The sequence below is a fragment of the Actinomadura sp. 7K534 genome (genome assembly GCF_004348575.1).
GTDB classification, from domain to species: Bacteria; Actinomycetota; Actinomycetes; order Streptosporangiales; family Streptosporangiaceae; genus Spirillospora; species Spirillospora livida.
The window spans coordinates 1-21,195 of sequence record NZ_SMKB01000088.1 but is presented as its reverse complement, the minus strand read 5'-3'; the positions used below and the strand labels follow the sequence as shown (position 1 = coordinate 21,195).

Sequence of the window (21,195 nt, the reverse complement as noted above, 5' to 3'; positions counted from 1 at the left end):
GGATGTGCTCACAGTCTCGTTACCACCCGTGCTCGTCACAGCTTCGGCCGGATCTCGTCGGTCCAGATCTCCCGCCGTCTGCCGAGCGGGAGGTGGCACGCCGCCTTGTGGCCGGGTTCGACCTCGACCAGCTCGGGCCGCTTGGTCTCGCTCTTGCCCTCGTTCAGGTCCCGGTAGGGGCAGCGCGGATGGAACGCGCATCCGGAGGGCACGTTGATCAGGCTCGGCGGCGACCCGGTGATCGGCAGCAGCCGCTCGGACCGGTCGCGGTCCAGCCGCGGCATCGAGCCGAGCAGCCCCCACGTGTAGGGGTGCAGCGGCCGGTGGAAGGTGGCGTCCACGGACGCCTGCTCCACGGCGCGGCCCGCGTACATCACCAGGATGTCGTCGGCCAGCTCCGCGACCACGCCGAGATCGTGGGTGATCATGATGACGGCGGAGTTGAACTCCTGCTGCAGGTCCCGGATGAGGTCGAGGATCTGCGCCTGGACGGTCACGTCCAGCGCCGTCGTCGGCTCGTCGGCGATCAGCAGCTCCGGGTCGCACGACAGCGCCATCGCGATCATCGCGCGTTGCCGCATGCCGCCGGAGAACTGGTGCGGGTAGTCGTCGACGCGCTGGTCGGGCCGCGGGATGCCGACCTTGCCGAGCATGTCGACGGCGTGCTTGCGCGCGACCTGCTTGGACACGTCGTTGTGGACCCGGTACGCCTCGATGATCTGGTGGCCGACCGTGTAGAACGGGTGCATCGAGGACAGCGGGTCCTGGAAGATCATCGCCATGTCGCGGCCGCGGAGCCGGCGCACCTCGGCCTGCGAGGCGCCGACGAGCTCCTTGCCGTCCAGCCAGATCTCGCCGGACACGTTGGCGTTGCGCTTGTTGTGCAGGCCCAGGATGCCGAGGCTCGTGACGCTCTTGCCGGACCCGGACTCCCCCACGATCCCGAGCGTGCGGCCGCGCTCCAGCTGGAACGACAGGCCGTCGACCGACTTGACCAGCCCGTCGTCGGTCGGGAAGTGGATCTTCAGGTCGCGGACCTCCAGGAACGCCGTGGGAGCCTCGCCGGTGCCCGCGGTGTCCGCGGCGCGCGCGGTGCCGGTCATCAGCCCAGCCTCACTCTCGGGTCGACGATGGCGTACAGCAGGTCGACGATCAGGTTGATCACCACGATCGACGTCGAGGTGATCAGCGTGACCCCGAGGACCATGGGCAGGTCGCCGCTGCGGATCGAGTCGATCGCGAGCCGGCCCAGCCCCGGGATGCCGAAGGTGCTCTCGGTCAGGACCGCGCCGCCGAGCAGGAGACCGAGGTCGAGGCCGAACACGGTCATGATCGGTGTCAGTGACGCGCGCAGCGCGTGCTTGGTGACGACGGTCTTCTCCGGCAGCCCCTTGGCGCGGGCCGTGCGGATGTAGTCCTCGTTCATCGTCTCCAGCATGCCCGCTCTGGTGAGCCGCGCGTACATCGCCGCGTACAGGAACGCGAGCGTGACCCATGGGAGCACGAGGGCCTGGAACCACATCACCGGATTCTCGGTGATGGAGGTGTAGCTGCCCCCGCCCGGGAAGATCGGTATCGAGTACGAGAACAGCGCCAGGGACACCAGGCCCGTGAAGTAGATGGGGAGCGACACGCCGCTCAGTGCGACGATCATCGCCATGCGGTCCCAGAGGGTGCCTCTGCGCAGCGCCGAGATGACGCCGACGGTGATGCCGCCGACGAGCCAGATGACCGCGGCGCCGACCGCGAGCGACAGCGTCGCGGGGGCGCGGTCGAGGAGCGTCTCCAGGACCGGCTGGCTGCTGCGGTAGGAGTACCCGAGGCACGGGGCCGGGCAGTGGTCGGTGACCGGCCCGGCCTTGAAGTCCTTGCCGACGAGGATGGCCTTGAGGTAGTCCGCGTACTGCACCACGACCGGGTCGTCGAGCCCGAGCCGTTCCTTGGTGTCCTCGATGGCCTGCTGGGTCGGCGCCTTGCCGACGTAGCCGGCCGCGATCTGGTCGGTGGTCTGCCCCGCCAGCTTCGGCAGCCAGAAGAAGATGCCGAAGGTCACCAGGCTGACCAGCAGCAGCATGAGAAGGGCACCGATGAGGCGCCGGACGATGTATGCGAGCAAAATTCGCGGCCCAGCTCACCGGCCGGGCGGGCCTGTTGGGCCCGTCCCGGCCGGTGGGCGTCGCCTTCACCTGCCTTCAGAGGGACGCACGGACGAGCGGAGTGTTACTCCGACACGCCCATGTTCAGGTAGTCGTACATTCCGCCGTAGGAGAGCGTGATCCCGGCGTTGGTCACCCGCTCCGGCCGGTACATCAGGGCCTTGGCGTAGATCAGCGGAACGTTCGTCGCCGTCTCCATCACCATCTTGTCGACCTCGCCGTAAGCCTTGAGGCGGGCCGCCTTGTCCGGGTTGGTGATGGCCTGGTCGAGCGCCTTGTTGATCTCCGGGTCGTCCAGCTCGGCGAGGTTGGTGTTGCCCGAGGGCTTGATCGCGTCACCGTGGACGACCTGCTGCAGGAAGCCGTAGCCGGTCGGCCAGTCGGCCGCCCACGCCCAGATCATCATGCCGACGCCGTGGTCGTGGACGTACTTCGGCACGCCGGCGTACTTGTTGAAGTAGTCGCCCGCGGGGAACTGGACGATCTCAACCTCGATCCCGACCTTCTTCAGGCTCTGCTGGATCGCCTGCGCCATCGCGACTTCCTTCGGCCGGTCGGACCGGGCCGAGATCTTGGTCTTGAAGCCGTCGGGCTGGCCGCACTCCTGCAGCTCCTGCTTGGCCTTGTCGAGCGTGGCCTGGTCCAGGCCGCCGTTCTCCGCCTGCTTCTGCGGGTACAGGTCGAACTTGGTGTAGCCGTCGACCGCCGGGGGCAGGATCGTGGTGCCCACGTCACCGCCGGCCAGCGGGCCTCCGTAGGCGGTCTGCGCGGCGACCTTGTCGGTCGCGTACTGCACGGCGCGGCGGCAGTGCAGGTTGTCGAGCGGCTTGACGTTGACGCTCAGCGACATGAACCGCAGGAAGCCCTGGATGGGGTTGTCCACGTACGGCTTCTGGTCGTCGGCGAGGACCTTCGGCTGCGTGCCGGCCTGGACGCCGACGCCGGAGATGTCCATGTCGAGCGACCCGGCGAGGAGCCGCTGGTCGATGTCGTCCGCGTTCTGCTTGGCCTGGACCTCGATCGTGTCGGGCAGCGCCTTGCGGATCGGGTCGGTGTTGGCGTCCCAGTGGGGGTTCCGGGACAGCGTCATCGACTTGCCGCGCGTGTAGTTGTCGACCTTGTACGGGCCGCTGGAGACCATGGCGTTCTCGTACTTCAGGCCCGTGTCCTTGGCCTTCGGCACCGGCATGGTCTGCGACATCGCGACCAGGTAGTCGAACTCCTGGAACGGCTCCTTCAAGTTGAACACGATCGTCTGGTCGTCCGGCGTCTCGATGGACTCCAGGCCCTTGTCGCTCTTGTCCTTGTAGGGGCCCTTGTACGCCGGGTCGTTGTCGACCAGGTACTGCTTGAAGTACTTCGGCCCGAGTTGCAGCTCCTCGGTGTAGTTGCTGCGCTCGACCGCGTACTTGACGTCCTTGGAGGTGACGGTGCTGCCGTCGTCGTACTTGACGCCCGTCCGCAGCTTGTAGGTCCAGGTCTTGCCGCCGTCACTGGCCTGCCCGAGGTCGGTCGCCAGGTCGGGGATGACCTCCAGGCTCTCCTTGCCCGCGCCCGGCTTGAACGTCGTCAGCGCACGGCCGTAAAGGCGGGCGAAGTTCTGCGAGAAGGCGTAGTAGGTGTTGCCCGGGTCCGGGGAGTCCCAGTCGTCGGAGTGGGCGAGCTTCAGCGTGCCGCCCTTCTTGTCCGACTGGTTGACGACCTCGTTGACGCCGGCGTTCCAGCCGGGGCCGTCCCCTCCCGTGGAATCGCCGCCGCCGCAGGCGGCGAGCGAGGCCGCGAGGACCCCGGCCGCGAGCACCGCGAGCGGTCTCATCTTGTTCATGTGCAGGCGCACCCTTTCAGTTAGGCGGGTCGGATGAACCCGAATCACTTGGCCCGAGGGTCGAGAGCGTCCCGGAGCCCGTCACCGAACAGGTTGAAGGCGAGGACGGTGATGAAGATCGCCATACCCGGAATGATCATGAACATCGGGTCCGAGGAGTAGATCGGCACCGCGAGCGTCAGCATGCCGCCCCACGACGGCGTCGGCGGGATGACGCCGACGCCGAGGAACGACAGCGCCGCCTCGAACAGGATGTTCACCGGGATCAGCAGCGTCGCGTACACGAGGATCGGCGCGACCAGGTTCGGCAGGATCTCCTTGAACAGGACATAGGAGTTGCTGGCGCCCATGCTGCGCGCGGCGTCGACGAACTCGCGTTCGCGCAGCGAGAGCGTCTGGCCGCGGATGATGCGGCCGATGTACGGCCAGTTGAAGAAGCCGATGACGATGACCAGGACCGACACGCGCAGCCCGTTGCCGGTCATCCCGAACGCCCCGTCCGCGACGACGCCGACCAGCGCGATCGCGAACAGCAGCAGCGGGAAGGCCAGGAACGCGTCCATGGCGCGGCTGATGATGTAGTCGACCCAGCCGCCGAAGTAGCCGGCGATGACGCCGAGGGCCGTGCCGATGACCACCGACATCAGCGTGGCGAGGAACGACACCAGCAGCGAGATGCGGGCGCCGTGCACGATGCGGGCCAGCATGTCGCGGCCGGTGCCCGGCTCCACGCCGAGCGGGTGGTCCATGCTGATGCCCGAGTGCCAGAAACCGTACTTGGGGCGGTTGTAGGTCGGGTCGATCAGGTTCTGGTGGTAGGTCAGCGGGTTCTGCACGAAGTACGGGCCGAAGATCGCGATGAGGATCAGCAGGATCACCACGACGGCGCCGGTGAGCGCGACCTTGTCGCGCTTGAGCCGCATCCAGGCGATCTGTCCCAGGGAGCGCCCCTGGATCTTCTTGCGGTCGACGCCCGAGAGCACCGCTTCCGGATGCGCCTCGGTGTCGGACCCGCTCACCTCGATGGGTGCGGCCACGCTCCATACCTCCTACCGTCCGGCCACTGGTTCGGCCCTGCCGCCGGCGCTGGGCCGGCCGGCGGCGGAGATCATCCGCCGCCCCGTACTCGGCACGCCGCGTTCGCTGAAGGGAAACGTAGTCCTTCGACCACGACTGTCCATCCGTGTGAGGACCTATGCCAGTACCCGTATCTGACTTGTGATCTCGTCGTCATCTGGGCAACACGCGGAGCGACAGCACTTCCGACAAACCGCCCGAATAGTACGTTCGGGACAGGACTGACAGGGGTCTCGATCCGGTCTAGACCGGGAAGCTTTACCGTTCCGAGTCCGTTCCGATATCGATTCTCCGCAGGTCAGCGTCCCGGCGGACACAATCCCCGGCATCCCCCGTCCCGGCACGCCCCAACCGCCACGGGCGTCACAGCGATGACTCACGGCGCGGGCATCAGGCGGCGGGCTCCGGCGCGGGAAGCGGGCGGCACACGGGAACGGCGGGCCGGGCGGCTCCGGGTCAGCTGATGCCGCGGTCGCGCAGGATCCGCTCGATCTCGGCCATCTCGGGGTCGCCGCCCGGCGCGGGACCCTCCACGGCCTGCTGCCCGCCCGAGCGCCCTGCGGGCTTCTGCTTGCCGCCCCCCGCGGCCTTGCGCCCCCCGGAAGCGGCGCCGCCGGACGCGCCCGCGCGGCGGCTGATCATCGCGCCGGAGACCAGGTAGAGCAGCACGGCCACCCCCGCCACCGCGACGCCCGCCCACCGGGTCGGGCTGAACGCCAGGTCGACGAAGAACTCCGTGACCCCCGTCATCGCCGCCGCGAGGGGCACCAGGGACAGGGCGGCGCCGCGCAACCCGGTCCCCGCGCCGCGGCGGCGGTAGACCCCCCAGCTGACGACCAGCCCGACCAGGGTCACTGCGAGACTGATCGCGAAGATGGCTGTGTCACTCATGCCGGCCCCTCATTCCATACGGTGCTGCGTCTCTGCGGTGATGCCTCATTTCCATCGTCACACGTCGGGGGCCGGTTCCGATCCTCCCGGCGGACGGTTTCCGGGCGCGCGGCCCTCCTCCTCCCGCGTGACCCGTCCCGTAAGGACCGCCCCGCGGGTATCGGGCGCGGGTCCGGTCACGGACGCGTTGCGGGGCCGCGGTGCCGGGACGCGGCGCCGGGTCCCGGGCGAGGGCCGGTTCTCAGGCCCCGGTGAAAGCGGGCAGGGCCCGCAGGGTGTCCAGGGTGACCTCGCGCAGCGAGGACACCACGACGCGGCCCGGTGCGGGAGGGATCGGCAGGACGCCGGGGACCGCGACGGTGACGCAGCCCGCCGCCTCCCCCGAGGCGACGCCGTTCGGGGAGTCCTCCAGGACGACGCAACGGGCCGGGTCGGCGCCCAGGCGGGCCGCGGCCGTCAGGTAGGGCTCGGGGTCGGGCTTGGTGCGCGCGACCTCGTCGCCCGCGACGCTCAGCGCGAAGTGCTCGCGGCCGATCGCGTCCAGCACCGGCTCGATCAGCCGCCGGTGGCTGGAGGACACCAGCGCCGCGGGGACCCCGGCCGCGCGGACCTCGGACAGCAGGTCCTTCGCGCCGGGCATCATCGGCACGCAGGCGCCGAGCCGCTCGGCCATGCCGTCCAGCATCCGCCGCCCGACCTCCTCGGGGGAGGCGGTCGCGCCGGTCAGCTCCAGCATGTAGCGGACGGCGACGTCCAGGGAGCCGCCGACGAGCTTCTCCTGGTGGGCGGGGCTCCACTCGCCGCCCAGCCACGCCATGACCTCCGACTCGACCTCCAGCCAGACGCGCTCGGAGTCGATGAGCAGGCCGTCCATGTCGAACAGCACGGCCTGCGGGCCGCCAAGGGTCACGGTGCTCCTCCAGGGTGTCGCGAACATCACGCGCGCCGGGCCGCGCTGGCGGCGTTTCTTCTTGGACGGGCTGTGCAAAGAGACGGTGACGGATGGGTCGGCCGACCGATACCGTGCCCTCTAAACTACTATCCGGTAAGGAACGGTATGAGCGCCTACCGCATCATCCTCGTCGGCACCGACGGCTCGGACTCCTCCTTCCGCGCGGTCGACAGGGCCGCCCAGCTGGCCGCCGCCACCGGCGCGACCCTCCTGCTCGCCTCCGCCTACAGCCCCATGCCCGAGCGGGAGCGCGCGAGCGCCGCCGACCGCCTCGGGGACCTCGCCTATAAGGTGCAGGGTTCCACGCCGGCCGACGACGCGCTGCGCGCCGCGCGCGAGCGGGCGGTCGCGGCGGGCGCCACCGACATCGACCAGATCGCCGTCGAGGGCGACGCCGTGGACGTCATCTCCAAGCTGGCGAAGGAGCGCGGCGCGGGCCTCGTCGTGATCGGCAACCGCGGGCTGAACAGCCTCGCCGGGCGGATCCTCGGGTCGGTCCCGGCGAACCTCTCGCACCGGTCCCCGTGCGACGTGCTGATCGTGCACACCACGGACGGCAAGTAGCCCGTCCCCCGGCCCCGCCCGCCACCGTGCGAAGGACGAACTTCGTTCAGCTTTTCCGCTGCGGGCGTAGGGCGCGGGGGTCTGCCGCCGGGAGGGTGGGGTAGGCCATCCGCAGGACGTAGGCTGACAGCCACCGATCATGAGCGGGGCCCCCGCCCCGGGAGATGACGGCCCCCGCCGGTGGTGCAGTACCTGGGCGTCGGAAGGAGGCAGCGCGTGGTCGAGCTCGAAGACGTGCCGGAACTCGTGGATCCGGTGCTCGTGGCCGCCTTTGAGGGGTGGAACGACGCCGGGGAGGCCGCCAGCGGCGTGATCTCGCACCTGGAGTCCACCTGGGAGGCGGTGCCGATCGCCGAACTCGACCCCGACGACTACTACGACTTCCAGGTCAACCGCCCGATCGTGGAGATGACCGAAGGGGAGACCCGCGGCATCACCTGGCCGACCACCCGGGTCTCGTGGGCGCGGCTGCCGAACGGCAAGGACGTGGTCCTGCTGCACGGGATCGAGCCGAACATGCGGTGGCGGTCGTTCTGCCGCGAGCTGGTCGGGCTGATGCTGGAGCTGGAGGTCCGCAACGTCGTGCTGCTCGGCGCGCTGCTCGCCGACTCCCCGCACACCCGGCCGGTGCCGGTCACCGGCGCCGCGTCCGAGGCGGGCCTCGTCAGCACCCTGCACCTGGAGCCGGCCCGCTACGAGGGGCCGACCGGGATCCTCGGCGTCCTGCAGGACGCGTGCGCGAAGGCCGACCTCGACACGGTGTCGCTGTGGGCGGCCGTCCCGCACTACGTCGCGCAGCCGCCGTCGCCGAAGGCGACGCTGGCGCTGCTGCGCCGCGTCGAGGACCTCCTGGACGTCACCGTCCCGCTCGGCGAGCTGCCCGAGGAGGCGCGCGCGTGGGAGCACGGCGTCAACGAGCTCGCCGAGGAGGACTCCGAGGTCGCCGACTACGTCCGGACGCTGGAGGAGCAGAAGGACGCGACCGAACTGCCCGAGGCGAGCGGCGACGCCATCGCCCGCGAGTTCGAGCGCTACCTGCGGCGCCGGGACCCGGGCCGCGGTTAGGATCGGGGAGAGTCCCGTTCCCGGTGAAGGCCCGCGCACGCCGCCAAGTGCGCCCACCATGACTCTTCTCACCCTTGAGGGCGGAGGCGCCCGCGGCCGGTGAGCCGCCGCGCCGCCGGCCCGGCGATCCGGGTCCGTCCGGCCCGTGAGGTCCGCCGCCAGCGCCGCCGCCGCGCCCATCCCTGCTGGGACCACCTGATCGCCGCGCCCCTCTGGCCGCTGCACGGCGCCAACCTGGGGACGCTCCTCCGCACCTGCGACGCCGTCGGCGCCTGCATGGCGGTGCCCCGGTTCTCCTGGGTGCCCGAGGCGCTCGCGCGCGGCAACACGCTGCGCCGTCCCGCGTGCGTCCACTGGGTGAACGATCCGCTCGGCTGGCTGGAGCGCCAGCGGGACGCGGGTTCGCGGGTCGTCGGGGTGGAGCTGGCCGACGAGGCGGTGCGGCTCGCGGACCTGCCCGCGGCGCGGACCCGCACCGTGGCGGTGCTCGGGCACGAGCAGTCCGGCATCCCGGGCGAGGCGCTCGATCTGCTCGACCTGGCCGTGGAGATCCCTATGGTGGGAGGCGGCGCCAGCCTGAACGTGGCCGTCGCCGGCTCGCTGGTCCTGTACCGTCTCGCGGGCCTGCTGTGACGGGCGCGGCCCGGGACCGGAGGGAAGGGAGGCCACGTGCCGGAAGGCCGACCGGAGGCGCGGCCGCTGCGCCCCCACGACCCGGCCCGCCTCGGCCGCTACGACCTGGTCGGGCGGCTCGGCTCCGGCGCGCAGGGCACGGTGTTCCTCGGGGTCGGCGCGGACGGCGAGCAGAAGGCGGCGCGGCCCGGGGCGGCGGGCAGGTCACGGCTCCGGTGACCACGCCCGGCCGGTCGTCGAAGCCGTCGTCGGCGGCGCCCTCCACCGCCCGCACCGGCCGGCCGCCGGCCTCGCCGGCCCCGGCGCCTCCGGGCCCGGGCGAGGGCACCCGCCCCGGTGGCGGGGACGACGGCGGCCCGCCGCCCTCCAGCGTTCCGCCGCCCAAGGCCGTCGTGCTCGGCTCGCCCGATCCCGGCCGGTACTGCGGCACCCGCGGGCGCGACGCCGAGTTCCGCTCCGGCGAGTGGTACTGCGTGCCGCGCGGCGGCGACATCGGTGTCGACACCCACATCACGATGACGCAGGTGTGCGCGTCGCAGTACCGCCCGGACGCCGAGGCCCGCACGAGCGGCGGCGCCGGCGACCCGTCCGCGTGGGAGTGCTACGTGATGCGTTAGAGCGCGACGCCGAGGAGGGCGTCGGCGATGGCCTTCACCTGGGCCGGGGCCGTCTCGTCGGTGCCGTCGGCGGCGGCCCAGGCGTCGATGGCCGCCAGCGCGGCCGGGGCGTCCAGGTCGTCGGCGAGGCGGTCGCGGACGGCGGCGGCGACCGGGGCGGCGGGCGGCCCGGACGGGCGGGACGCCGCGGCGCGCCAGCGGTCCAGCCGGTCCTGGGCGGCGGCGAGGCCGCCGTCGGTCCACTCCCAGTCGGACCGGTAGTGGTGCGCCAGCAGCGCCAGCCGGATCGCCATCGGGTCGGTCCCCGCCTCGCGCAGCCGCGACACGAACACCAGGTTGCCGCGCGACTTGGACATCTTCTCGCCGTCGAGGCCGACCATGCCGGCGTGGACGTAGGCGCGGGCGTGCGGGCGCTCCCCCGTCGCGACCTGGGCGTGCGAGGCGCTCATCTCGTGGTGCGGGAACGCCAGGTCCGACCCGCCGCCCTCGACGTCGAACGCCATCCCGAGGTGCTCGATGGAGATGGCCGAGCACTCCACGTGCCAGCCGGGGCGGCCGACGCCGAACGGCGAGTCCCAGCCGGGCTCGCCGGGGCGCTGGGCCATCCACAGCATGGCGTCGAGGGGGTCGCGCTTGCCCGTCCGGGCGGGGTCGCCGCCGCGCTCGGCGAACAGCGGCGCCATCTCCTCGCCGGTCAGCCCGCTGACCTGCCCGAACGCGGGGTCGGCGGCGATGGGGAAGTAGACGTCGCCGTCGACCTGGTAGGCGGCGTCCCGGCCGCGCAGCTTCTCGATCATCTCGATGATGAGCGGGATCGACTCGACCGCGCCGATGTAGTGCTCGGGAGGCAGGACCCGCAGGGCGGTCATGTCGTCGCGGAACAGCTCGATCTCCCGCTCGGCCAGCTCGCGCCAGTCCTCGCCCGTCTCACGGGCACGTTCCAGAAGCGGGTCGTCGACGTCGGTGGTGTTCTGGACGTAGAGGACGCGGTGGCCCCGGTCGCGCCACACGCGGTTGACGAGGTCGAAGGCGACGTAGGTGTTGGCGTGCCCGATGTGGGTGGCGTCGTACGGGGTGATCCCGCACACGTACATCCGGGCGGTGCCGCCGGGGCCGTCCGGGCCCGCGGGACGCGCCGTCCCCGTCCCGGTGTCGTGGAGTCTGAGCGGCCGTGCCGCGGCGGGCAGTCCCGCGTCGGGGAGGCTGGGGACATCGGAGGCGGGCCACGATCGCATACGGAAAGCTTATCCATGCCCAGCTAGATGGGTTACGCCGAGATCGTCGGCGATTGCCCGGACCTGTCCGGACCTCCGGCTCAGCGGCGCCGGAGGCGGGGGTCGAGCAGCGAGTAGCAGATGTCCACCACCAGGTTCGCGGCGATCACGCACACCGTCACCAGCAGCGTGACGCCGATGATCACCGGGGTGTCGCCGGCCGCGATGGACTGGTGGACGAGCTGCCCCACGCCCTGCAGCCCGAACACCTTCTCGATGACGATCGTGGAGCCGACGAGCGCGCCGAGGTCGATGCCGAACTGGGTGACGACCGGGGTGAGCGCCGGGCGCAGGACGTGCCGGCCGACGACGCGGCGCTCCGGCAGGCCCTTGGCCCGCGCCGTGCGGACGTAGTCCTCGCCCAGCACGTCCAGCATCGCGGCGCGGGTGAGGCGCGTGTAGGTGGCGAGCATCAGGAAGGACAGCGCGATCCACGGCAGGATCATCCTGCGCAGGAAGTCGGCCTCGAGCGGCGGACCGGCCTCGAACAGGCGGACGCCGCTCTCGGTGAGCCTGGTCGAGAACACGTACAGCAGCGCGAGCGCCATCACGAACGGCGGGGTCGCCAGGCCCAGCAGCACGAACGCCGCGGCGGCGCGGTCCCAGAGGGTGCGGGCCTTCACGGCGCCGAGCATCCCGAGGGCGACGCCGCCGGCGAACCACAGGACCCCCGCGCCGGCGATCAGGCACAGCGTCGTGGGCAGCCGGGCGGCGATCAGGGCCGTCACCGGCGCGCCGGTGACGTAGGAGTCGCCGAGGTCGCCGCGCAGCAGCCGCCCGGCGAAGCACCAGTACTGGACGGGGAAGGGCCGGTCCAGGCCGAGGTTCGCGCGGATCTGCGCCAGCGTCTCGGGGGTGGCGCGGGGCCCGCCGAGGACCCGCTCCACCGGGACCGGCGACACGTGCACGAACACGAACACGAGGGTCGCCACCAGCCACAGCATGAACACCGCGTGCAGGACGCGGCGGGCGGCGAGGCGCACCATCCCCGGGTCACCTCCCCCGGGCGGCGGGGCCGCCGCGCGGGTCGAGGGCGTCGCGGACCGCGTCGCCGACCATGGTGAACGACAGCGTGGTCAGCAGCAGCAGGGCGCCCGGGACGGCCAGCAGCCACCACGCCGTCTGGAACACGTCGCCGCCCTCGCCGAGCATCGACCCCCAGCTCGGCATCGGCGGCGGCACCCCGGCGCCGAGGAACGACAGCGTCGCCTCGAACACGATCGCCGCCGGGATCAGCAGCGCGGTCAGCACGGTGACCTGCGCGGTCAGGTTCGGCAGGATCTCCGCGACCATGATCCGCGCCCTGGAGGCGCCGAGCAGCCGGGCGGCCTCGACGAACTCCTGCCGGCGCAGCGCCAGCACCTGGCCGCGGATGACGCGGGCGAACGCCGCGACGGAGAAGAACGCGACGACCAGGATCGTCATCGTGATGCCGGCGCGGGCCGAGGTGATCTGGAACGTGGTCGACAGCAGCACCGCGACCAGCAGGTACGGCAGCGCGAGCGTGAGGTCGATCAGCCGGGACAGCAGGGTGTCCAGCGCGCCGCCGGCGAGGCCCGCGAGCATCCCGGCGAGGGTGCCGGCGACGGCGGCCAGCAGCGCCGCCGACAGCCCGACGGCCAGCGAGATCCGGGCGCCGTAGGCGGCGCGGACGAGGACGTCGCGGCCGAGCTGGTCGGCGCCGAGCGGGAACTCCCCGCCGGGCCCGCGCGGCTGCCCGGAGGCGTCGAGGCCCGTCCCGGGGAACGTGGCGTGGTAGGGGTGGCCGGTCAGGTGCTCCCACAGCGGCGCCAGCGCGGCGAACGCCGCGATGAGCAGCAGGACCGCGACGGACGCGGTGGCCGCCCGGTCGCGCTTGAACCGCTCCCATGCGAGCCGGGACGGGCCGCGCGCCCGCCCCGGGCGCCTCCCCCGTTCCGGGCCGGTGCCCGGGCGGGCCCGCCGGCCCCCGCAACGCCACCGAGATCGCATTGAGTGGCCAAGGTAGCACCGACCGTCACCGTTCCGCCGCAGCGTCGCCGAAACGGCTCTGAGTCACCGCACGCTTACATGCTGCGGGCTCGCCCAGGGAGCCGGCGCTGCAGGATGCGGGTCTTACAGGATGCGGGTCCAGGCGGCACCGTCGCCGGGGGCGGCGGAGAAGTCGTACCGGACGCCGCCCGGCGCGAGCGCGGCGAGGGTGACGGACGTGGTGCCCCAGACCCGGCCGTCGCCGAGGTCGAGCAGGGGCAGCAGCGCGCGGTGGTCGGCGCGGGGCAGGCCGTCGCCGTTCACGAGCGCCGTCCAGTCGCCCCATGCCCGGTCCACGGGGTCGTCGCGGCCGGGCTCGGGCCGCGGCGCGGCGGCCAGCCGGGGCCGGAAGTGCGCGAGCCGCGCAGCCATGTAGGCGTCCTCGGTGTCGCCCTCCGGCTGCCCCTCGCCCTCCAGCCCGCTGTTGACGATCATGTGGAGGCCCGGGCCGAGGTCGCGTTCGGCGAGGTCGTCGCCGTCCCAGCTCCACAGCCGCACCCGGCCGGGGTCGGCGGCGACGAGATGGAAGGGGTCGTAGACCCGCAGGTCCGACCGGCCGAGCTTGCCGTCGGCGGCGGCCCGCAGCGGCAGCTCGCCGCGGGAGACGCGCCCCTCCTCGGGCGCCATGCGGCCGCGCCCGTTGAGGACGAGGCCGACCCGGGGCGCGCCGGGGTCGACGGCGAGCCACGTGCCGCCCGCGCGCAGGTCCCGGCCGCCGACCAGGCCGGGCCGGTCCGGCCAGTGCCGCCCGGGCGGCTCCCAGTCGCGGGCGACGAACTCGTCCCGCACGCCGACCAGCAGGACGGGTACCGGGGAGGCGGGGTCGATGCTGATGATCGCCGTGCACATGCCCTAATTGGAGCACTTGCCGCAGATCACCCGGACGGCGGGGTCGCCGGGTCCGTGCCCGCGGTCAGAGCGGCGGCCAGGGGATGGCCGGCCAGTCCTCGGGAGGGTAGGGGTGGATCCGGTGCTTGAGCATGAGCTCCACGCGGCGGCGGGTGGCGTCCACCTCGTCCGGGGTGAGGAGCTCGGCGAGGCGCGCGCCCAGCGGGCCGCGCATGGCGGCGTCCACGCGGCCGAGGGCGTCCAGCGCCTCGGGCGTCAGGGGCTTGCCGCGCCACTGCCACAGGACGGTGCGGAGCTTGTAGTCGACGGAGAAGCAGACGCCGTGGTCGCAGCCGTAGACGTGGCCGTCGCCGGGCGGGAGCAGGTGCCCGATCTTGCGGTCGGCGTTGTTGACGACGGCGTCGAACACCGCCATGCGGCGGACGGCCTCGTCGTCCGAGCGGGACAGGGCGACGAGGTCGATGTCGGGGTCGGGCTCCACCCACAGCTGCACCATGCCGGGCCCGTAGGGGCCGTCGCGGTGCACGGTGGGCGGGACGGTCGCCCACCCCATGGCCTTGGAGACCTCGTAGGCGGCGACCTCGCGCTCGGCGAGGGTCCCGTCGGGGAAGTCCCACAGCGGCCGCTCCCCCGCGACGGGCTTGTACACGCAGGCGGCGGCGAGGCCGTCGCGCTCGACCGAGCAGTACAGGGTGGCGTTGGACGCCTGGACGAGCCTCCCCTCCACGCTGAGCCGCCCGGCCGACAGCAGCTCCTCGGCGGCGGCGACGTCGCGGGGCGAGACGCGGCGCCCCGGCTCGCCCCGCCCGGCGTCGTCCGCGGTCGCCCGGTCGCGGGAGGACTGCGTCATGCGCCCATTCTCCAGGCCCGGTGATCCATGATCCAGTACAACGGAGGCGTCATCTCAGCCCAGGTATCCGTTCTGGCGCGGGCACACGTGGCCCTCCGTGTCGAGGGGGAGCCCGCACAGCGGGCAGGGCGGGCGGCCCGCGGCGACGACCTTCAGGGCCCGCTCGGCGAACGCGCGGGCCTGCGCGGCGCTGATCCGCACCCGCAGCACCGCGATGGCCGGGTCCTCCTCGCCGACCTCGGCGTCCTCCTCGGCCTCGGTGACCTCCTGCGCCTCGATGACGACCTGCTCGTCCTCGGGGTCCCACGCCAGCGCCATCGTGCCGACCTTGAACTCCTCCTCCACCGGCTGGTCGAGGGGGGCGTCGTCCTGCAGCTCCGAGGGGGCCACCGCGGGGACCGGCGCGTCGCCCCCGCTGCGCCGCAGCACCTCGTCCAGCAGCTCCTCCAGCCGCTCGGCCAGCAGCGTCACCTGGAATTTCTCCAGGCCCACGCTGGTCACGCGGCGGCCCGAGCGCGCCTGCAGGTAGAAGGCGCGGTCGCCTGGCCGTCCGACGGCGCCGGCGACGAAGCGCTCCGGCAGGTCGTAGGAGATGACGGGCATGGCACCGACCCTACGCGCCGCCGCCCACGGGCGCGTCCTCCGGCCCGAGTCCGTCTTTCCCGGAACCTTCCTCCGGCGGCTTGGGAACCAGACCGGCCACATCGCCGCCGGTGTCGTTGACGCGGACGACGAACGGGCGCGTTTCGGTGTAGCGGATGACGGTGAGCGAGGCGGGGTCGGCCTGGATGCGCTGGAACTGGTCCAGGTGGAGGCCGAGCGCGTCGGCGACGATCGACTTGATGATGTCGCCGTGGCTGCACACCAGGTAGAGGGCGTCGGGGCCGTGCTCGGCGGCGACGCGCCCGTTCCAGTCGCGGACGGCGGTGACCGCGCGGTGCTGCGCCGCGGCGAGGGACTCGCCGTCCGCGCCGGGGAACCGCGCGGCGCTCGGGTGCGCCTGGACGACCCGCCAGAGGGGCTCCTCGGCGAGCTCCTTGAGGGGGCGGCCCGTCCAGTCGCCGTAGCGGACCTCGCCGAACCGCTCGTCGGTCTCGATCTTCCCGACCGGGCCGTCGTGCCCGGCGGCGATCGCCTCGGCGGTCTCGGCGCAGCGCTCCAGGGGGCTGGTCACGACCGTGGCGAGCGGGAGGGCCGCCAGGCGGGCCGCGAGCCGGGCGACCTGGCCGCGGCCGCGGTCGTCGAGGCGCACCCCCGGCGTCCATCCGGCGAGCACGGGTCCGGTCATCGCGGTCAGGCCGTGCCTGACCAGGAGGAGGGTGGTCACAGCGGCCACTGTAGGAGATGCCCGGCATCCGCCCGGGCGGCGGGCCCGCGCGCCGATGCGGGAGAATCGAATCGTGATCGTCGACCGGGCCATCTACGCGGACGGGACGCGCCGTGCCATCGGCGGCGACATCAGCGACGCCTTCGACGTGGCGCGCCGGGATCCGGGCGCCTTCGTCTGGATCGGGTTGTTCGAGCCCGACGAGGCGGAGTTCGACCTGGTCAAGGAGGAGCTCGGGCTGCACCCGCTCGCCGCCGAGGACGCCGTCTCGGCGCATCAGCGGCCCAAGCTGGAGCGCTACGACGACACGCTGTTCATCGTCCTGAAGACGCTCACCTACATCGACGAGACGTCCGACATCGAGGTCGGCGAGATCATGCTGTTCCTCGGCGAGCAGTTCGTCGTCACCGTCCGGCACGGCTCCGGCAATCCGCTCGGCCCCGTCCGCCGGCGGCTGGAGGAGTCGCCCGAGCTGCTCAAGCACGGCGCCACCGCCGTGCTGTACGCGGTGTGCGACGAGGTCGTCGACCACTACGAGCTGGTCGCCCACGAGGTCGAGGTCGACATCATCGGGCTGGAGACCGCGGTGTTCGACCCCCGCGCGCGGGACGTCACCGCCGACATCTACTCCCTCAAGCGGGAGGTGCTGGAGTTCCGCGCCGCCGAGGACCCGCTGATCCCGGTGATGGACGAGATCGTGCGGGGCCGGGTCCGCGAGTGCGCCCTGACCCGCGAGTACTTCCGCGACGTCCTGGACCACCTGCTGCGCGTGGACGAGCAGGTCGACGCGCACAACGAGCTGCTCAACAGCGTCCTCAACGCGCACCTGGCGCTGCTCGGCAAGCGGCAGAACGAGGACATGCGCAAGATCTCCGCGTGGGCCGCGATCATCGCGGTGCCGACGGCGATCGCCGGGATCTACGGCATGAACTTCGACAACATGCCCGAACTGCACTGGACCTTCGGGTACCCGCTGGTCCTGGGGGTGATGGCGGTCGTCTGCGCGGTGCTGTTCCGCCGCCTCCGCAAGAGCGGCTGGCTCTAGCCGCCGGGCGGGACGTCCCCGATGCGCATGGGCGGGGCGAGCAGCGCGGCCCACAGGTGCGACTCGGCGCCCCGCGCCTCCAGCCGGCGCCGCATCCGCTCGACGCCGCCGCGCGTCGGCAGCGCCAGCCAGATCAGCAGCGGGTAGCCGAGGACGAACCCTACGGCGAACACCAGCTCGCTGTGCCCGACCATCGCCAGCGGCAGGCCCATCAGGATCACGGCCTCGGCCAGCGCGAACCGCAGCAGCACCGCCTGCCGGAACACCATCAGCGCGGTCCGCGCCGCCCGCCGCGGGTCGGGCTCGGGCGTCATCGGGCGCGGTGCCCGCGGCCCGGCCAGCAGCGCCACCAGCGCACCGGCCACGAGCGGGAGGTAGATCCACGGCCGCACGTCGTCGCCGGGGCCGTCCGCCACGATCAGCGGGGTGATCGCCAGGATCAGGACGGGGGCGCCCAGCAGGAACAGCATCATCGCCCGCATCCGGCCGAGCTCGGTCCCGCCGCGCAGCGAGGCGACATAGCCCGGGTCGTCGGCGGCGGACGCGCCGAACCTCGGCGTCATGTCCGGCCCGCCGTCGCCGTCCGGCGTCTTCGGTGAGTACATCGAGAACGGGGGTGGCGCCATGGCCGGAAACTCTAGCCGGGCACCGGGCCCGGCAGTAGACCTCACCAGGATCTATGCGCGGGCCGCGCGGCCGGGCGCGCCGCTCGCCCGCTTCCCGCGGGGCTCCCCCGGAGCGCTACATTGACCGCCTATGAAGGAGCGTCACCTCGGGCGGAGCGGGCTGCTGGTGTCCCGGCTGGGCCTCGGCACCATGACCTGGGGCCAGGACACCGACCCGGACGAGGCGGCGGCGCAGCTCGCCGCGTTCGCCGAGGCCGGCGGCACGCTGGTGGACACCGCCGACGTCTACGCCGACGGCGCCAGCGAGCAGATCCTCGGCCATCTGCTGCGCGAGACCGTCGACCGGGACGGTCTCGTCATCGCGACCAAGGCCGCGATCCGCCCGAACGGCCGCTACGACGGCTCCCGCCGGCACCTGCTCCGCGCCCTGGACGCCTCCCTCGACCGGCTCGACCTGGACCACGTCGACCTGTGGCAGCTGCACGTCTACGACCCGGCGACGCCGCTGGAGGAGACGCTGTCGGCGCTGGACGAGGCCGTCGCGTCCGGCCGGACCCGCTACGTCGGAGTGTCGAACTACGCGGGCTGGCAGGTGTCCAAGGCCGCCGCCTGGCAGCGGGCCTGGCCGGGCCGCGCCCCGATCGTGTCCGCGCAGCTGGAGTACTCGCTGCTGCGCCGCGACATCGAGCGGGAGGTCGTGCCCGCCGTGCTGGACGCGGGGGCCGGGCTGCTGCCGTGGTCGCCGCTCGGGCGCGGGGTGCTCACCGGGAAGTACCGCACCGGCATCCCCGCCGGGTCCCGCGCCGCCGCCCCGCACTTCGCCGAGTTCGTCCAGCCCTACCTCGACGAGGAGTGCGCCCGCATCGTCGAGTCGGTGGTGACCGCCGCCGAGGGCCTCGGCCGCTCCCCCCTCGCCGTGGCGCTGGCGTGGGTGCGCGACCGGGAGGGCGTCGCCGCGCCGATCGTCGGCGCGCGCACCGCCGCGCAGCTCACCGCCATACTGGACAGCGAGGACCTGACCCTGCCGAACGAGATCCGCGGCGCGCTGGACGACGTCTCCGACACCTCGTCCGCTCCCTGACCGGCCGCGACGGGAAGCCTGTGACCGACACACCTGAACCCGCCTCCGCCCCCACGTCCGCCGAGCGGGCCGCGCGCGCCGCGGCGGCCCTGCGCGCCGCCGAGGCCGCCGCCGGGCAGTCACCCGCGACAGCCGCGCCCGCGCCGCCCGCTCCCGCCCCGCCCGCGGCGGACGCCTCCGCGGCGGGCACGGACGCGCGGGACGGCCTGCGGGCCCTGGCCGACCTGTTCGCCGCGACCGGCGTCCCCGCGCCGCTCACGGCCCGCGCCGCCGCCCGCCTCGGCCCCGACGCCGTGGCCCGGCTGCGCGCCGACCCGTGGCGGCTGCTGCGCGTCCCCGGCGTCCGGCCCCCGCAGGCCGACCACTTCGCCCGCGCCGTCCTCGGGCCGGACGCGCGGCCCGGCGACCCGCGGCGCGGCGGCGCGCTGGTCCTGCACTTGCTGACCGAGGCCGCCCGCGCAGGCCACACGGTCACGCCCGCCGCCGACGTGCTGTCCGCGCTGGAGCGCGCGAACGTCCCCGACCCGCAGGGCGCCGTGGAGGCCGCGCTGGACGAGGCGGAGGTCCTCACCCTGACCGAGGAGCCCGACTTCGCCGGCGAGGAGTTCGACGAGGACGCCGAGCTCCCCGAACCCGAGGAGACGCTCGGCCCCGCCCGGTGGGCGCTCGCCGAGGAGGCGGCCGCCGAGGGCTTCCAGCGGCTGAGCCTCACCGCCGCGCCGCTGCTGGACGACGCGGCCCTGAAGGAGTTGCGCGAAGGGCTGCCCGAGGACCGCTCCCTCGCGCTCACCGCCGCGCTGCGCACCGGCGTCAGCATCCTGCGCGGCACGCCCGGCGACCTCGCGGACGCGGCCGTGGGCATCGCCGCCGCGGCCGCGCGCCGGGGCGTGCGGGCCGCGGTGGCCGCGCCGACCGACCGCGCCGCCGCCGACCTGCGCGGCGGACTGCCCGAGGACGCCGCGGACGTCGCCGTCACCAGCCTGCACCGGCTGCTGGAGCCCCGCGACGACCCTTCGGCCGCGCCGGGCGCCGTCGTGTACGGGCGCGGCGAGCCGCACCCGTTCGACCTCGACCTGGTCGTCGTCGCGGATGCCTCGGCACTCGACGCCGAACTCTGCGCCGTGCTGGTCGAGGCGTGCCCCGACGGCGCGCACCTGGTGCTGTGCGCCGAGCCGGGCGCGCCGCCGCCTTCCGGGCCCGGCCGCCCGCTGGACGACCTGGAGGAGTCGGAGACCGTCCCGGTCGTCACGCTGGACGCCGCGCCGTCCGGCCCGCTCGGCACGCTGACCGAAGCCGTGCGCGGCGGCGACTTGGCCGCCGTCGACGCTCCCGAGCGCGAGGTCGTGATCGTGCCCGCCGCGAGCCCGGGCGAGGCGGTGCACCGGGCCGTGCAGCTCGTCACCGACTCGGTCCCCCGCACGTTCGGGATCGCCGCCGAGGACGTCCAGGTCGTCGCGCCCGCCGCGAAGGGCGAGGCGGGGACCGGCGCCCTCAACGCGGCGCTGAAGGAGCGGCTGAACCCCGGTCCCGGCCGGTTCGGCGGGCTGGACCCCGGCGACCGGGTGGTGGTCGCCGCGCCCCTCCCCCAGGCCCCGCTCGGCGAGACGGGCGTCGTGACCGGCGGCGGCCCTCACGGCCTGGACGTCGACTTTCCCGGCGGCGCGGCCGTCATCGCCCCGGCGGACGCGTCCCGGCTGCGGCACGGCTGGGCGGTGACCGTCGCGCAGGCCCGCGGCACAAGGCGCCCCGCCGTGGTCGCGGTCATGTCGCCGGACGGCCTGTCACGGCCGCTGGTGGCCACCGCGTTCGGCCTGGCGAGGCGGCACCTGTCGGTCGTGCAGGCGGCCGGCCCCGCACTGGCCAGGGCCGTCCGCGAGGACGGCGCGCCCCCGCGCCGCACCAGGCTCGCGAAACTGGTCGTCCACTGAGGCCAGGGCGAGGTAAACAAACCCCTGTGTCGCGGTTTACGTACCCGTCCGTATGGGACACGATGTCAAAAGGGTCAGCGCTCACAGGGGCGGCGGCATCGGTACGGGTGGAGGAGCGACATGCCTCAGCGGCTCAGGCGGGCAGGGACGGCTTCGGCGGCGGTCTCGGCGGGCGCGCTCGTCCTGGTCCTCGCGGCACCCGCGCAGCCGGCCGCGGCGGCCGAGGAGTGCAAGAAGGGCGTCGACCCGGAGACCACGATCGAGAACTGGAAGTGCAACCTCGGCAACCTCCGCGAGGCGCTCACTCCCAAGACCCCGACGCCGACGCCCACCCAGTCGAAGGCCCCGGCCAAGACCGCCCCGAGCAAGACGACGAAGAAGACGACCAAGGCCCCGGCGGCCAACCCCCGCAGGCAGTCCTCGGC

General features: G+C 73.3%; 23 protein-coding genes. 9 read left to right on the top strand and 14 right to left on the bottom strand.

Annotated elements, in window-relative coordinates:
* Positions 1 to 35: 35 nt before the first annotated feature.
* The 6 genes from E1266_RS18740 to E1266_RS18715 form a co-directional block, all read right to left on the bottom strand.
* Positions 36 to 1,103, bottom strand: a complete 1,068-nt coding sequence (locus E1266_RS18740; protein ID WP_132048668.1) for an ABC transporter ATP-binding protein — start codon at positions 1,101 to 1,103, stop codon at positions 36 to 38.
* Positions 1,103 to 2,116, bottom strand: coding sequence for an ABC transporter permease (locus tag E1266_RS18735; protein ID WP_132048666.1), 1,014 nt, complete (start codon positions 2,114 to 2,116; stop codon positions 1,103 to 1,105). The genes E1266_RS18740 and E1266_RS18735 overlap by 1 nt, the downstream gene beginning before the upstream one ends.
* Before the next feature lie 104 nt (positions 2,117 to 2,220).
* On the bottom strand, positions 2,221 to 3,981 hold the full coding sequence (locus E1266_RS18730) for an ABC transporter substrate-binding protein (protein ID WP_207945761.1): 1,761 nt from the start codon (positions 3,979 to 3,981) through the stop codon (positions 2,221 to 2,223).
* 44 nt (positions 3,982 to 4,025) lie between these two features.
* On the bottom strand, positions 4,026 to 5,018 hold the full coding sequence (locus tag E1266_RS18725) for an ABC transporter permease (RefSeq protein ID WP_132048664.1): 993 nt from the start codon (positions 5,016 to 5,018) through the stop codon (positions 4,026 to 4,028).
* Between the two features lie 496 nt (positions 5,019 to 5,514).
* Positions 5,515 to 5,949, bottom strand: a complete 435-nt coding sequence (locus tag E1266_RS18720) for a hypothetical protein (RefSeq protein ID WP_132048662.1) — start codon at positions 5,947 to 5,949, stop codon at positions 5,515 to 5,517.
* A 241-nt stretch (positions 5,950 to 6,190) separates the two neighbouring features.
* Positions 6,191 to 6,859, bottom strand: a complete 669-nt coding sequence (locus E1266_RS18715; protein ID WP_243718565.1) for an HAD family phosphatase — start codon at positions 6,857 to 6,859, stop codon at positions 6,191 to 6,193.
* Between the two features lie 147 nt (positions 6,860 to 7,006).
* On the opposite strand from E1266_RS18715, the gene E1266_RS18710 reads away from it, so the two are divergent.
* The 5 genes from E1266_RS18710 to E1266_RS18690 all read left to right on the top strand — a co-directional run bounded on the left by E1266_RS18710 (position 7,007) and on the right by E1266_RS18690 (position 9,780).
* Complete coding sequence (locus E1266_RS18710) at positions 7,007 to 7,465, top strand: universal stress protein (RefSeq protein WP_132048658.1); 459 nt, start codon at positions 7,007 to 7,009, stop codon at positions 7,463 to 7,465.
* Positions 7,466 to 7,681: 216 nt separating this feature from the next.
* Positions 7,682 to 8,530: a PAC2 family protein gene (locus E1266_RS18705; RefSeq protein ID WP_132048656.1), complete on the top strand. Its 849-nt coding sequence runs from the start codon at positions 7,682 to 7,684 to the stop codon at positions 8,528 to 8,530.
* A gap of 99 nt (positions 8,531 to 8,629) precedes the next feature.
* Positions 8,630 to 9,163: a TrmH family RNA methyltransferase gene (locus E1266_RS18700; RefSeq protein ID WP_132048654.1), complete on the top strand. Its 534-nt coding sequence runs from the start codon at positions 8,630 to 8,632 to the stop codon at positions 9,161 to 9,163.
* A 36-nt stretch (positions 9,164 to 9,199) separates the two neighbouring features.
* Positions 9,200 to 9,382: a hypothetical protein gene (locus E1266_RS39465; RefSeq protein ID WP_243718563.1), complete on the top strand. Its 183-nt coding sequence runs from the start codon at positions 9,200 to 9,202 to the stop codon at positions 9,380 to 9,382.
* Entirely contained in the window at positions 9,379 to 9,780 is a 402-nt protein-coding gene (locus E1266_RS18690; protein WP_132048652.1) for a hypothetical protein, read from the top strand. The genes E1266_RS39465 and E1266_RS18690 overlap by 4 nt, the downstream gene beginning before the upstream one ends.
* On the opposite strand, the gene mshC is transcribed toward E1266_RS18690, so the two are convergent.
* The 7 genes from mshC to E1266_RS18655 form a co-directional block, all read right to left on the bottom strand.
* Positions 9,777 to 11,015 carry a cysteine--1-D-myo-inosityl 2-amino-2-deoxy-alpha-D-glucopyranoside ligase gene (gene mshC / locus E1266_RS18685; RefSeq protein ID WP_132048650.1) on the bottom strand — a complete coding sequence of 413 codons (1,239 nt, stop codon included), beginning with the start codon at positions 11,013 to 11,015 and terminating at the stop codon, positions 9,777 to 9,779. The two genes, E1266_RS18690 and mshC, sit on opposite strands and share 4 nt — an antisense overlap.
* 80 nt (positions 11,016 to 11,095) lie before the next feature.
* Positions 11,096 to 12,040: an ABC transporter permease gene (locus tag E1266_RS18680; RefSeq protein WP_132048648.1), complete on the bottom strand. Its 945-nt coding sequence runs from the start codon at positions 12,038 to 12,040 to the stop codon at positions 11,096 to 11,098.
* A 7-nt stretch (positions 12,041 to 12,047) separates the two neighbouring features.
* Complete coding sequence (locus E1266_RS18675) at positions 12,048 to 13,025, bottom strand: ABC transporter permease (protein ID WP_132048646.1); 978 nt, start codon at positions 13,023 to 13,025, stop codon at positions 12,048 to 12,050.
* A gap of 123 nt (positions 13,026 to 13,148) precedes the next feature.
* Complete coding sequence (locus E1266_RS18670; RefSeq protein WP_132048644.1) at positions 13,149 to 13,913, bottom strand: NRDE family protein; 765 nt, start codon at positions 13,911 to 13,913, stop codon at positions 13,149 to 13,151.
* Positions 13,914 to 13,977: 64 nt separating this feature from the next.
* The gene (locus E1266_RS18665) at positions 13,978 to 14,763 is read right to left on the bottom strand and encodes an SCO1664 family protein (RefSeq protein ID WP_132048642.1); all 786 of its coding nucleotides are present in this window, start codon (positions 14,761 to 14,763) and stop codon (positions 13,978 to 13,980) included.
* 54 nt (positions 14,764 to 14,817) lie between these two features.
* Positions 14,818 to 15,366 carry a DUF3090 domain-containing protein gene (locus E1266_RS18660; RefSeq protein ID WP_131985306.1) on the bottom strand — a complete coding sequence of 183 codons (549 nt, stop codon included), beginning with the start codon at positions 15,364 to 15,366 and terminating at the stop codon, positions 14,818 to 14,820.
* Between the two features lie 10 nt (positions 15,367 to 15,376).
* Positions 15,377 to 16,090: an MSMEG_4193 family putative phosphomutase gene (locus tag E1266_RS18655; RefSeq protein ID WP_132048640.1), complete on the bottom strand. Its 714-nt coding sequence runs from the start codon at positions 16,088 to 16,090 to the stop codon at positions 15,377 to 15,379.
* A 73-nt stretch (positions 16,091 to 16,163) separates the two neighbouring features.
* On the opposite strand from E1266_RS18655, the gene corA reads away from it, so the two are divergent.
* Positions 16,164 to 17,135 carry a magnesium/cobalt transporter CorA gene (gene corA / locus E1266_RS18650; protein ID WP_132048638.1) on the top strand — a complete coding sequence of 324 codons (972 nt, stop codon included), beginning with the start codon at positions 16,164 to 16,166 and terminating at the stop codon, positions 17,133 to 17,135.
* On the opposite strand, the gene E1266_RS18645 is transcribed toward corA, so the two are convergent.
* The gene (locus E1266_RS18645) at positions 17,132 to 17,761 is read right to left on the bottom strand and encodes a hypothetical protein (RefSeq protein WP_243718561.1); all 630 of its coding nucleotides are present in this window, start codon (positions 17,759 to 17,761) and stop codon (positions 17,132 to 17,134) included. The genes corA and E1266_RS18645 overlap by 4 nt on opposite strands.
* A 130-nt stretch (positions 17,762 to 17,891) precedes the next feature.
* On the opposite strand from E1266_RS18645, the gene E1266_RS18640 reads away from it, so the two are divergent.
* The 3 genes from E1266_RS18640 to E1266_RS18630 all read left to right on the top strand — a co-directional run.
* A complete protein-coding gene (locus tag E1266_RS18640; protein WP_132048636.1) occupies positions 17,892 to 18,842 on the top strand; it encodes an aldo/keto reductase in 951 nt (316 codons plus the stop codon).
* Between the two features lie 20 nt (positions 18,843 to 18,862).
* The gene (locus E1266_RS18635) at positions 18,863 to 20,770 is read left to right on the top strand and encodes a helix-hairpin-helix domain-containing protein (protein WP_243718558.1); all 1,908 of its coding nucleotides are present in this window, start codon (positions 18,863 to 18,865) and stop codon (positions 20,768 to 20,770) included.
* 120 nt (positions 20,771 to 20,890) lie between these two features.
* Positions 20,891 to 21,195 (top strand): hypothetical protein (locus E1266_RS18630; RefSeq protein WP_207945759.1); only part of this gene is annotated, 305 nt, incomplete at its 3' end.